This is a genomic window from Glycomyces lechevalierae, from assembly GCF_027622945.1.
GTDB classification, from domain to species: domain Bacteria; phylum Actinomycetota; class Actinomycetes; order Mycobacteriales; family Micromonosporaceae; genus Glycomyces; species Glycomyces rutgersensis.
Window position 1 is genome coordinate 161988 of sequence record NZ_JAPZVQ010000006.1, and the last position, 11609, is coordinate 173596.

Annotated in this window: 10 protein-coding genes; 3 read left to right on the forward strand and 7 right to left on the reverse strand. The window is 68.4% G+C overall.

Annotated features, from left to right (window positions below; all coding sequences use genetic code 11):
- The first annotated feature begins 7 nt into the window (after positions 1-7).
- Positions 8-271 carry a WhiB family transcriptional regulator gene (locus O2L01_RS12485; protein WP_205326283.1) on the forward strand — a complete coding sequence of 88 codons (264 nt, stop codon included), beginning with the start codon at positions 8-10 and terminating at the stop codon, positions 269-271.
- A 347-nt stretch (positions 272-618) separates the two neighbouring features.
- Here the strand turns inward: O2L01_RS12485 and O2L01_RS12490 are convergent, their stop codons facing one another.
- Together O2L01_RS12490 and sodN are read right to left on the reverse strand one after the other, a co-directional pair.
- Positions 619-1071, reverse strand: a complete 453-nt coding sequence (locus O2L01_RS12490; RefSeq protein WP_270122264.1) for an ATP-binding protein — start codon at positions 1069-1071, stop codon at positions 619-621.
- Between the two features lie 246 nt (positions 1072-1317).
- The gene (sodN, locus tag O2L01_RS12495) at positions 1318-1728 is read right to left on the reverse strand and encodes a superoxide dismutase, Ni (RefSeq protein WP_270122265.1); all 411 of its coding nucleotides are present in this window, start codon (positions 1726-1728) and stop codon (positions 1318-1320) included.
- Positions 1729-1918: 190 nt separating this feature from the next.
- On the opposite strand from sodN, the gene O2L01_RS12500 reads away from it, so the two are divergent.
- Together O2L01_RS12500 and O2L01_RS12505 are read left to right on the forward strand one after the other, a co-directional pair.
- Positions 1919-2881 carry a zinc-binding dehydrogenase gene (locus O2L01_RS12500; RefSeq protein WP_270122266.1) on the forward strand — a complete coding sequence of 321 codons (963 nt, stop codon included), beginning with the start codon at positions 1919-1921 and terminating at the stop codon, positions 2879-2881.
- A 133-nt stretch (positions 2882-3014) separates the two neighbouring features.
- Positions 3015-3512, forward strand: coding sequence for a hypothetical protein (locus O2L01_RS12505; RefSeq protein WP_270122267.1), 498 nt, complete (start codon positions 3015-3017; stop codon positions 3510-3512).
- A 73-nt stretch (positions 3513-3585) separates the two neighbouring features.
- On the opposite strand, the gene O2L01_RS12510 is transcribed toward O2L01_RS12505, so the two are convergent.
- The 5 genes from O2L01_RS12510 to O2L01_RS12530 form a co-directional block, all read right to left on the reverse strand.
- A complete protein-coding gene (locus O2L01_RS12510; protein WP_270122268.1) occupies positions 3586-4476 on the reverse strand; it encodes a carbohydrate ABC transporter permease in 891 nt (296 codons plus the stop codon).
- A gap of 1 nt (position 4477) precedes the next feature.
- Complete coding sequence (locus tag O2L01_RS12515; protein WP_270122269.1) at positions 4478-5419, reverse strand: carbohydrate ABC transporter permease; 942 nt, start codon at positions 5417-5419, stop codon at positions 4478-4480.
- Between the two features lie 21 nt (positions 5420-5440).
- A complete protein-coding gene (locus tag O2L01_RS12520; RefSeq protein WP_270122270.1) occupies positions 5441-6778 on the reverse strand; it encodes an extracellular solute-binding protein in 1338 nt (445 codons plus the stop codon).
- Between the two features lie 221 nt (positions 6779-6999).
- Positions 7000-10701, reverse strand: a complete 3702-nt coding sequence (locus tag O2L01_RS12525) for a multifunctional oxoglutarate decarboxylase/oxoglutarate dehydrogenase thiamine pyrophosphate-binding subunit/dihydrolipoyllysine-residue succinyltransferase subunit (RefSeq protein ID WP_270122271.1) — start codon at positions 10699-10701, stop codon at positions 7000-7002.
- 307 nt (positions 10702-11008) lie between these two features.
- On the reverse strand, positions 11009-11362 hold the full coding sequence (locus O2L01_RS12530; protein ID WP_091053583.1) for an STAS domain-containing protein: 354 nt from the start codon (positions 11360-11362) through the stop codon (positions 11009-11011).
- Between the last annotated feature and the right edge of the window lie 247 nt (positions 11363-11609).

An 11609-nucleotide genomic window follows, 5' to 3' on the forward strand; every position in this document is an offset into this window, starting at 1 on the left:
TGTTTTGATGGATTGGCGCCACGAGGCCATCTGCCGTGACGAGGACCCCGAGCTGTTCTTCCCGATCGGGGACACCGGACCGGCACTGACGCAGATCGAGCAGGCGAAGAACGTCTGCCGGCGCTGCCCTGTGACCGAGGAGTGCCTGCGGTGGGCGCTCGAGTCCGGTCAGGACGCGGGCGTGTGGGGTGGCATGAGCGAGATCGAGCGCCGCGAGCTGAAGCGTCGCTCGGGTGCGCTGCGCACCCTGGCGACCCAGGTCGTCGGCTAGCGGCAACGCGCAATCCCTTGATTTAGTCCATCCCTCGAATTTGTGACAACAGAAGCTTGGAAGGCCCGGCGGCCCCGCCGGGCCTTCAGGCTTGTCTGGATGTGAGAGCGCCTCGCGATTCGCGGCACCCCTTTCGAGCCAAACTATCCGAGGGGTACGACATTCTCCTCCGGCCCGATCCCAGGGCAGCACAACGCGACTCGCGCGGCGCTGGGAAGGGCCCCCGGTTGCAACGATGACGCGGGGGTACGACGATTCGGGCGGTTCCGCGGGGACCCGATCGGGTGAATTGCGGGGGATTGAGCGAGGCGAGCGGATCTGGTGGACGGCCGGGGACCGCGCCGGGGTCAGTAGATCTGGTGGCGCTGGGTGTCGGCGTCCGCCTCGGTGGGCGGGCGGCGCTGGGAGATCGTGATGGTGGTGGTCGAGCCCTCGACGTGGGCTTCGACCTCGTCAGTGAGGGCCCTGAGGACCTGCCACTGGTACGACCCGGAGTCGGGCAGGGGCTCGCCCTTGGGGCGGCTCAGCGCGATCTGGAGGGTCTCCTCGCCCACCGCGAGGCGGCAGTGCAGGGGCTGGTCGCTCGGCTTGCGGCGGAACGGACGCGAACGCCCGGGCTCGGCGGGGATGAGGAGCGCCACGGCGGCGTTCACCGCGGCCCGAAGGTCCTCGATCTCGTCGAGGGAGAACCCGAGTCTGGTCGCCACCGCGGCCGTCGCGGTCGGCAGGACCGACAGGTAGTCGCCCGTCGAGGGCACGTCGAGCAGCAGCACGTCCTCGCGCTCATCGCTCACCGGCATCGCCGCTTCCTGTGACTGAGGGGCCGAAGGACTTCCGCCCTCTCGCTGCAAAGGATAATCCGGTCGGCTGCGCAGCGAGGAACACCCCGCCTGAAATCCCGCTCAAGGGGACGCCGGAGACGTCTGAGCACCGGTGAGAGACGCCTGAGACGTCTGAGCACCCGTGAGGGACCGCCGGAGACGACGAAGCGCCCGCCGCCGCTGGTCGCGGTGGAGGGCGCTTGTCACGTGTGCGACCGCGGGCGCTCAGGCCTGCTTGGTCTCCCAGAAGATCTTGGCGATCTCGTCGATCTTCGCCAGCAGCTCCTCGGCGACCTTCGGGTCGGCGGAGCCCTTGGAGCCCGAGGCCCCGGCCAGCTTCGTCGCCTCGTTCACGAGACCGTGGAGCTGCGGGTACTTCTCGAAGTGCGGCGGCTTGAAGTAGTCGGTCCACAGCACCCACAGGTGCTCCTTGACCAGGTTCGAACGCTGCTCCTTGATGATCAGGGCGCGCGTGCGGAACTCCGGGTCCTCGTTGGCCTGGTACTTCTCGCAGATGGCCTTGACGGACTCCGCTTCAATGCGGGCCTGCGCCGGGTCGTAGACCCCGCACGGCAGGTCGCAGTGAGCCGAAGCCGAGATCTGCGGCATGAGCCGCTTGAACAGAGGCTTGAACATGTGCCCCTCCAGCTTCTTTCCAGTGGGTGTGATTCCATGCCGACCCTACCTCTCCTAGGGTCGATTTCGGCCCGGCCCCTACAGTTAGAGACGCACGACAGTCCCGCACGGAACACCATGTTGGACAGTGCAAACGCCGTCGGCACGACCCTCGGCCCGCCAAGCGCCGCAAAGATGGAGGTCAATCCAGATGCTCGCCGCCTACGCCAGTGGAGTGAACCCCGACGACCCGTTCGCCGCCCTCTCGGTGGGTGAGATCGACCCTCCGGCCGTTCCCGAGGAGTGGACGCGAGTCCCCCTCGTGGCGGCCTCGCTCAACCACCACGACCTGTGGTCGCTCGCCGGCGTCGGCCTGCGCGCCGACCAGTGCCCGATGATCCTCGGCACGGATGCCGTGGGGCGCACCGAGACCGGCGAGGAAGTCGTGATCTACCCGGTCATCGGGGACGCCTCGCTCGCCGACGAGACCCTGGATCCCAAGCGGACACTCCTCTCGGAGCTGTACCCGGGGACGCTCGCCGAGTCCGTCGCGGTGCCCGAGCGGAACCTCGTCCACGTCCCCAAGGGATGGACGGCCGCCGAGGCCGCCTGCCTGCCCACCGCGTTCCTCACGGCCTGGCGGATGCTCACCACCCGCGGCCGCCTCCCCGCCGAAGGGGTCGTGCTCGTGCAGGGCACCGGCGGCGGCGTGGCCACGGCCGCGATCGTGCTCGCCAAGGCCCTCGGGGCGCGCGTCTACGCCACCGGCCGCGACCCGGAGCGCCGCGAGAAGGCCGAGGCGATCGGCGCGATCCCGATCGAGGCGGGCGAGCGCCTGCCCGAGCGCGTCGACATCGTCATCGACTCCGTGGGCGCGCCGGTCATGGCCCACTCGATCAAGTCCCTCAAGCCCGGCGGGCGGCTCGTGAGCTGCGGCGTGACCGGCGGCCCGATCGCCGAGGTCGACATGCGGCACGTCTTCTTCAAGCAGCTCGAGATCCTCGGCTCGACCATGGGCACCCGGGATGAGCTGCTCGAGGTCATCCGCTTCTGCGCCGAGCGGGAGGTCAAGCCCGTCATCGACTCCACGTTCGCGCTCGCCGACGCCGAGCGGGCGCTGCGGCGCCTGCACTCGGGCGAGGCGTTCGGCAAGGTCGTCGTCACGATCGACTAGAACCCCAACGTCGTAAGTACGACAGTGGAGCCGCTTTCTGGCGGGTTCGCCCTACGGGCGGGCCCGCCTGCGTTCACCCTGTAATGGATGTCACCGCCGAAAAGGTTCGCGGTGCACAAGGGGGAGAGCGGCCATGTCAGTTATGGGTCGGGTCAAGGGCGGGTTCAAAGCCGCCGCCGGGAGCACGTGGGTCGTCACCAAGAAGCTCCTGATCAGAGTCGCGGTCGCGGCCGCCATCATGGTCGTCGCCATCGTCCTGGCGAGGCACGGGGAGAGCGCCGCGTCCGAGACCACCGGGGGCCTCGAGACCTCGAGCACCGACGCGCATCCGATCAGCGCGCAGCGGGCGATCCTCTCGGAAGGCTGGACCGACGAGCAGCTCTTCCTCTGCAATTACCGCGTGGACGCCACGTTCGGCGTCTCGATCTTCACGGACACCGACTGGAGCTCGCGCCGCCTCGCGCGCCTGCTCAACGGCACCGAGGTCGAAGGCTCCTGCACGTCCACCAAGGGCGAGAAGTCATTGGGCTGCCAGGGCCTGGAATGGGAGACCGAGTGGATCCACGTGCGCCACGGCGATACGGTCGGCTACGCGCCGGCCTCCTGCCTCGCCAGCGACGGGATCTTCTAGCGCCGCAGCGCGTCCGGGGGCGTGAAAAAGCGGGGCCCGGCTTCGGCCGGACCCCGCTTTCACGTGCAGCGGGCTACTTCAGGCCGACGCCGGCGACGCCCTTGACGATCTGCTTCTGGAAGATCAGGAAGACGATCAGCAGCGGCAGCGCGCCCAGGATCGCGGCGGCCATGTTCTGCGCGTAGAACAGGCCGTAACCGCCCGAGACGACGCCCAGGCCGACGGGCAGGGTCATCATCGACGGGTCGGTGGCGACCAGCAGCGGCCACAGGAAGTTGTTCCACGAGCCGATGAAGGTGAAGATCCCGACCGCGGCCATGATCGGGCCCGAGAGCGGCAGGATCACGTTCCACAGCACCCGCAGGTGCCCGGCGCCGTCAAGCTTCGCGGCCTCCTCGTAGTCGCGCGGGATCGCGTCGAAGAACCGCTTGAGGATGAACACCATCACCGGCGCGACCACCTGCGGCAGCGCCAGACCCCAGTAGGTGCCCGCCAGGTGCAGGTCGTTGACCAGGTCGAACAGCGGGATGATGAGCGCCTGCCCCGGCACCATCAGGCCGGCGATGATCGCGCCGAAGATGATCTTCTTGCCGGGGAACTCGAACCGGGAGAACCCGTAGGCGGCCGAGACGCACAGGACCAGCGTCAGGACGGTGACGATGGTCGAGACGATCGTCGAGTTGATCATCCACGTGAGGTGGTCGCCGCGTTCGAACAGCGTCTTGTAGCCCTCGAGCGACCAGTCCTGCGGGATCCAGTGGATGTCCTGGCCGAGGCTCGCCTCGGTCTCCACCTTGAAGGAGGTGGACAGCGCCCACAGCAGCGGCAGCAGCCAGAGCACGGCGAGCGCGGCGGCCGCGACGTACACGATGACGGCGCCCACGGACGGCTTCTTCAAGCGCCTGCGGCGGACCTCGGGGCGCGCCGACGGGGCGGCGGTCTGCTTCTCTTGCACTGCGGTCATGTCAGTCCTCCTTCCGGGAGAACAGCCGGAACTGGAAGATGGAGATGATCAGGATGAGGATGAACAGCACATAGGACAGCGCGGACGCGTAGCCGATGCGGTACCCCTCGAAGCCGGAGATGTAGATGTAGTGGATGGCGACCTCGGTGGCGCGGTCGGGACCGCCGCCGGTCATGAGGTACATCTGGTCGAAGATCCGCAGCGAGGCGATGAGCTGCAGGACGATCACCAGGGCCGTGGTGCGCTTGAGCAGGGGCAGGGTGAGGTGCCACAGCTGGCGCCACCAGCTCGCGCCGTCGATGCTCGCCGCCTCGTAGACGTTCGGGTCGATGGTCTGGAGCGCGGCGAGGTAGAGGAGGAAGTTGAAGCCCATCGTCCACCACACGGTGGTGACGACGACCGACCACATCGCGGTGTTCTTGTCCTGCAGCCAGAGTGTGGGCGCCGCGGCGTCCTGGATGCCGAGGAGCTGCAGGTAGTGGTTGAGCAGGCCGCCGTCGGGCTGGTAGATCCAGATCCAGATCATGGTGACGACGGAGACGGGCACGACGAACGGCGCGAAGAACGCCATGCGCAGGAACCAGCCGAGCTTGCGGGCCCGGTTCACCAGGAGCGCGAAGACGATCGCGAGGACGACCAGCGGCGGCGTCGAGTACAGGGTGAACTCGGCGGTGTTGCCGAGCGCGGCCCAGGCGCGCTCGTCGCCGAAGGCCTCGGCCCAGTTCTCGAGGCCGACCCAGCTCGCGGGGCGGCCGGTCAGGCTCTTGTCGGTGAAGGAGTAGTACAGGCCGAGGAAGGTCGGCCAGACCAGGAAGAGGGCGTAGAAGGCGGCGAAGGGGAGCACGAACCAGAGTCCGGCCCACTGCTGCTTCTTCGCCCCGTTGGGGGTCGGGGGCCGCGTCATCGCGGCCGGCGCTGCGGGCGCCTCGGTGTTCACAGTCATCGGGAGTCCTAATGCAACGTTTCAGTCGACCGGGTTGGGAAGGGCCAGAAGCGCCTCGATCCGCGTCTTGATCTCCGCGAGGGCGTCCTCGGGAGTCATCTGCAGACCGTAGACCTGGTTGAAGATCGCGCCGGTCTCGTCGAAGAGGCGGGCCGCGGACCCGGAGAACCACGCGTCGGGGTCGAACTGGACGTTCTCGACGACGCCGGAGTACTCGGCGTTGGGCTGGAGGGCCTGGTAGTCGGCGCCTTCGGTGACGGGCAGGTAGGCGGGGGTGTGGCCGCCGCCCTCGCCCCAGCGGAAGCTGTGCTGGAGCATCCAGGCCGCGTACTCGATCGTGGCGTCGCGGACGGCGGGGTCCCAGCTGTTGTGGTGGGGCAGGACGAACGAGTGGCAGTCGCCCTGGGTGCGGCGGTTGCCGAAGAAGTCGGGCATCTCGGTCATGGAGAACCACTCGGGGTTGTCGCCGCCGAAGAGCTTGAAGCGGTTGAGCTCCCAGTTGCCGACCTGCACGAACGCGGAGGCGGCGTTCTCGAAGTTGGCCGCGCACTGCCCGCCGTCGGCGAACTGCGGGCACAGTCCCTCCTCCGACATCTTGTACATGACCTCGATGGCCGCGAGCGCCTTGTCGTCGTCCATCTCGTAGTCGCCGTCGGTGAAGGTCATCTCGCCGTCGGCCTGGCGGTACCAGGCCCAGAACTGCCGCCAGCCGCCGAGCGTGTCGAGGGAGGTGCCGTACTGGCCGGTGATGGCCTTGGCCTCGCGGAGGATGTCGAGGTAGGCCTCGACGCCGCTGGTCTCGATGAGCCTGCCGTCGGCGTCGAGCACGCCGATCTGCGCGCACAGGTCCTTGTTGTAGTAGTTGACCAGGGCGTGCGTGTCGAGGGGGACCGCGTAGAGCTCGTCGTCGACGAAGCACTTCTCCCAGATCTTCTCGGGGAAGTCGGCCGGGTCGAGGCCGTGGGCCTGGAGCTCGTCGAGGGTGATGGGGTCGAGGAGCGTGGCGGGCGAGACGCTCTTGAGCCGCGAGAGGTGGATCGTGGCGATGTCCGAGGCGTTGCCGCCGGAGGCGCCCATGACCAGGCGGGTGTAGAACGGGGTGCCCCAGCCGAAGGTGGTGGCCTGCAGTTCGATGTCGGGGTGATCGGCCGAGAAGTCGTCGTGCATCTCGGTCATGACCGCGCCGTCGGCGCCGGCGAGGAGGTTCCACTGCTTGACGCGGGTCTTGCCGCTCAGGCCTCCGGCGACCGAGCCGCATCCGGCCAGTCCGAGACCGGCGGCCGCCGCGGTGCCGGTGAGGAGTGCCCTTCTGGAAACGGCTCCGAGAGGAGCGCCAGGGGGCGAGGGATGATTCGGCATCAATGCATCACTCCAATGTGATTCTTTGTCGGGGAGGCCGGTCGGGGGGTGGGCCGTGGAGCCATTGTTATCGTTCTCATCTGCACGGTCAAGGGCGGACATGCGAAGAAAACAATATTGCAATCTGCGTAAAGTTCCTTGGCGCCGAAACGTTATCGGTAAAGTTCCCCGGGAAACGGAAAGGGGAGGCCATGAGGCCTCCCCTTTCCCTTGCGTGCTCGCTACTGCGGCTGCGGGACCGCCACGTCGACCAGCGCCTGCTGCTCGACCTCGTGGACCTTCGGCGAGCCGGTGGACGGCGCGGCGGCGGCCGGGCGGGAGATGCGGCGCAGGTGGACCCCGCCGAGCTGCTCGAGCAGGTTGAGCGCGATGTGCGACCAGGCGCCCTGGTTCGCCGGCTCCTCCTGGACCCACGCGGTGTCGGTCGCGTTCGGGAACGCCTCGAGGGCGGCCCGCAGCTCTTCGGCCGGGAGCGGGTAGAGCTGCTCGACGCGCAGGATCGCGGTGTCGGTGACGCCGCGGTTCTCACGGGCCGCGGCCAGGTCGTAGTAGACCTTGCCGGAGCACAGGAGGACGCGCTTGACGTTCTCGGCCTTGATCTGGCCGCTCGCGACGGCCGTGTCGCGCAGGACCGGCTGGAAGCGGCCGGTGGTGAACTCCTCGAGCGGGCTGACGGCGGCCTTGTGGCGCAGGAGCGACTTCGGCGTGAAGACCACGAGGGGCTTCTTGACCGGGTCGAGGGACTGGCGGCGCAGCAGGTGGAAGTAGTTCGCCGGGCTCGTGGAGTTGACGACGCGCATGTTCTCGTCGGCGCAGAGCTGCAGGAACCGCTCGATGCGGCCCGAGGTGTGGTCGGGGCCCGCGCCCTCGTGGCCGTGGGGGAGCAGCAGGGTCACGCCGGAGTGCTGGCCCCACTTGGCCTCGCCGGAGGAGATGAACTCGTCCGTGATGGTCTGGGCGCCGTCGACGAAGTCGCCGAACTGGGCCTCCCAGAGGACCAGCATCTCGGGGTTCTCGACGGAGTAGCCGTACTCGAAGCCGAGGGCGGCGAACTCGGAGAGCAGCGAGTCGTAGACGAAGAACTTCGCGGCCTGCTCGCCGAGGTGCGCCAGCGGCGTGTACTCGGCGCCGGTGGCCTGGTCGACGACGACGGCGTGGCGCTGCACGAAGGTGCCGCGGCGCGAGTCCTGGCCGGCGAGGCGGATCGGCTTGCCCTGCATGAGGAGCGAGCCGAACGCGAGGGTCTCGGCGTAGGCCCAGTCGATGGCGCCCGAAGTGGACATCTCGCTGCGCTTCTCGAGGACCTTGCGCACCGCCTTGTGGGGGCCGAAGCCCTCGGGCAGGGTGGTGTGGGCCTTGCCGATCATCGCGATCGTCTCGGCGTCGACCGAGGTGTCGATGTCCGCGACCGGCTCGGGCTGGTGGCGCCACGGGAGCGGGCCGGTCTGCCCGGCCAGGGCCTCCTTGGTCTCGCGGAAGACCCGTTCGAGCTGGGCCTGGTAGTCCGCGAGGGCCTCCTCGGCGTCCTCCATCGTGATGTCGCCGCGGCCGATGAGCGCGCGGGTGTAGAGCTTGCGCACGGACTGCTTGCCGTCGATGACCTGGTACATCTGCGGGTTGGTCATCTTCGGGTCGTCGCCCTCGTTGTGGCCGCGGCGGCGGTAGCAGACCATGTCGATGACGACGTCCTTGTTGAACTGCTGCCGGTACGCGAAGGCGAGCTTCGCGACCTCGCACACGGCCTCGGGGTCGTCCCCGTTGACGTGGAAGATCGGCGCCTGGATCATCCGGGCGACGTCGGTGCAGTACAGCGACGAGCGCGAGTGCGCCGGCGCGGTGGTGAAGCCGACCTGGTTGTTGACGACCACGTGCACGGTGCCGCCGGTGCGGTAGCCGCGCAGCTGCGAGAGGTTCAGGGTCTCGGCGACGACGCCCTGGCCCGCGAAGGCCGCGTCGCCGTGGATCGCCACGGGCATGACGGTGAAGCCGTCCTCGCCCAGGTTGAGCCGGTCCTGCTTGGCGCGCACGATGCCCTCGAGCACCGGGTTCACGGCCTCCAGGTGCGACGGGTTCGCGGCGACGGACACGACGGTCTCGTTCTTCCCGTCCGGTGAGGTGAACTTGCCGGTCAGGCCCAGGTGGTACTTGACGTCGCCGGAGCCGCCGATGCTCTTGGGGTCGATGTGCCCCTCGAACTCGGTGAAGATCTTGGAGAGCTTCTTGCCGACGATGTTGGCGAGCACGTTGAGGCGGCCGCGGTGCGGCATGCCGATGACGACCTCGTCGATGTCCGCGCCGGCGGCCTCGTTGAGGACGCGGTCGAGCAGCGGGATGAGCGATTCGCCGCCTTCGAGGCTGAACCGCTTCTGGCCCACGAACTTCGTCTGCAGGAAGGTCTCGAAGGCCTCGGCGGCGTTGAGCCGCCCGAGGATGTGCTTCTGCTCCTCGACCTTCGGCTTCTCGAACGGGACCTCGATGCGGCGCTGGATCCACGCGCGCTCCTCGGGGTCCTGGATGTGCATGTACTCCACGCCGACGCGGCGGCAGTAGGAGTCGCGGAGCACGCCGAGGATGTCGCGCAGCTTCATGCGCTGCTGGCCCGCGAAGCCGCCCACCGGGAAGGTCCGGTCGAGGTCCCACAGGGTGAGGCCGTGCGACAGGATGTCGAGGTCGGGGTGGCGGCGGATCTCGTAGTGCAGCGGGTTCGTGTCCGCCATGAGGTGGCCGCGCACCCGGTACGCGTGGATGAGCTCGATGACGCGGGCGTTCTTGTCGATCTGGCCCTCGTGGGTCTTCGACACGTCGCGGACCCAGCGGACCGGCTCGTAGGGGATGAGCAGCGAGCGGAAGACCTCGTCGAAGAAGCCGTCGCCGAGCAGCAGCTGGTGCAGCGTCGCCAGGAACTGGCCGGACTCGGCGCCCTGGATGATGCGGTGGTCGTAGGTCGAGGTCACGGTCATGATCCGGGAGACGCCCAGGTCGGACAGGGTCTCGTCGGAGGCCCCGGCGAACTCGGCGGGCACCTCCATGGCGCCGACGCCGACGATGAGGCCCTGGCCCTTCATGAGGCGCGGCACGGAGTGGACGGTGCCGATCCCGCCGGGGTTCGTCAGCGTCAGGGTCGCCCCGGCGTGGTCCTCCATGGTGAGCTTGCCGTTGCGGGCCTTGCGGACCAGGTCCTCGTAGGCCTGCCAGAACTCGCGGAAGTCCATGGACTCGGTGTTCTTGATCGACGGCACGACGAGCGTGCGCGAGCCGTCGGGCCTGGCGAGGTCGATCGCGAGGCCGAGGTTGATGTGCTCCGGGGTGACGAGCTGCGGCTTGCCGTCTACGACCTTGTACGAGGCGTTCATGCCCGGGTGGGCCTTGACGGCCTGCACCAGCGCGTAGCCGATCAGGTGGGTGAAGGAGACCTTCCCGCCCTGGCCGCGCTTGAGGTGGTTGTTGATGACGATCCGGTTGTCGAACAGGAGCTTCGCGGGGACCGCGCGCACCGAGGTGGCGGTGGGGATCTCCAGGGACGCGTCCATGTTCTGGGCCACCTTGGCCGCGACGCCTTTGAGCGGCTTGGTGGTGCCGGGTTCGTTCACGACGGAGTCTGCCTTCTTCGCGGGTTCGGGGGTCGACGCAGCGGCGGGAGCCGGCTCGGGTGCCGGCACGACGGCCGGCTCCGGCTTCGCCTCGGCGACGGGAGCGGCCTGCACAACCGGCTCCGGCGCAGCGGCGGGCGCGGGTGCGGCCGGCTCGGCCTTGCGCTCGCCCTCGTCGGCGAAGGTCGCGCCCGTCGGATCGCCGCCGAAGAACTCGCGCCATCCGGCGCTGACACTGTCGGGGTTTTCGCGGTAACGCTCATACATCTCGTTGACCAGCCATTCATTGGCACCGAAATCGGTCAACGGATTGCCCGGAGTCGCACTCGACACGACTGAATCGCCTCTTCTTTGACGCTGCGTGGACGGGGACGGCAGTCCCCGGACTCAAGGGTAACCGGGGGGAGGAAAAAGTGTAGTACCGGTAACGCCGTTGCGGGGCCGGTCACTAGGGTCGTTGCGAATGTGCTGCGCAGCAGGCGGATACGCGTGCAAGTCTCGTTCGCCACACCGGCGTTTCGCACGAAGGCGGACGCCCGGTTGTGCGCGGAAAACCGGGTTTCCGGCCCGTCCCGGAACGCACGCGCGCCCCGGCGGGGCCGGGGCGCGGACGGTGAGAAAGCGTGATTCGCGAGCGGGCCTAGCCGGCCGCGCTGCGCTCCTTGCCCGAGAACGTCTCGGTCGGCTCCTCGAGCAACTCCTCGGCGCCGACGACGGTGAACAAGCGGGTGATGAAGCGGTTGGGGTTGACGACGGCCAGCGCGACGCCCATCTCGCGGGCGATCCGGTAGGCGACCACGATGGTGCCGATACCGGTGGAGTCGAGGACCGTCACCTTCGCGACGTCGACCCGGATGGCGGTGGCGCCGCCCGCCTCGAGAGCGTTGGTGATCGTCTCGCGGATCTGCGGCGCGGTCGCGTAGTCGACTTCGCCCGCCAGCTCGACGGTGACGACCCCGGCGTCGGTCGTGGCGGTCTCGATTGACAGCGTCATGAACTCACCTGATTCGGTAGGGTCCCGAGCGCATTACGTGCTCGGCTGCGACACAAAGTCTATCCGACCCGTACGACGGAAAACAGTTCGCGCGCGCCAGTTTCCCGCATAGCCCCACACTCCTCAGATAAAGGTCACTCGATCGTGTTCCGAGCGGGTGCGCAGCGTCACCGCCGGAGGCCGTGCCCGGCCGCGGACCGCTTGGCACGTCCTGGCCGCGGGCGTATGCTTCACAACCACCCGTGAC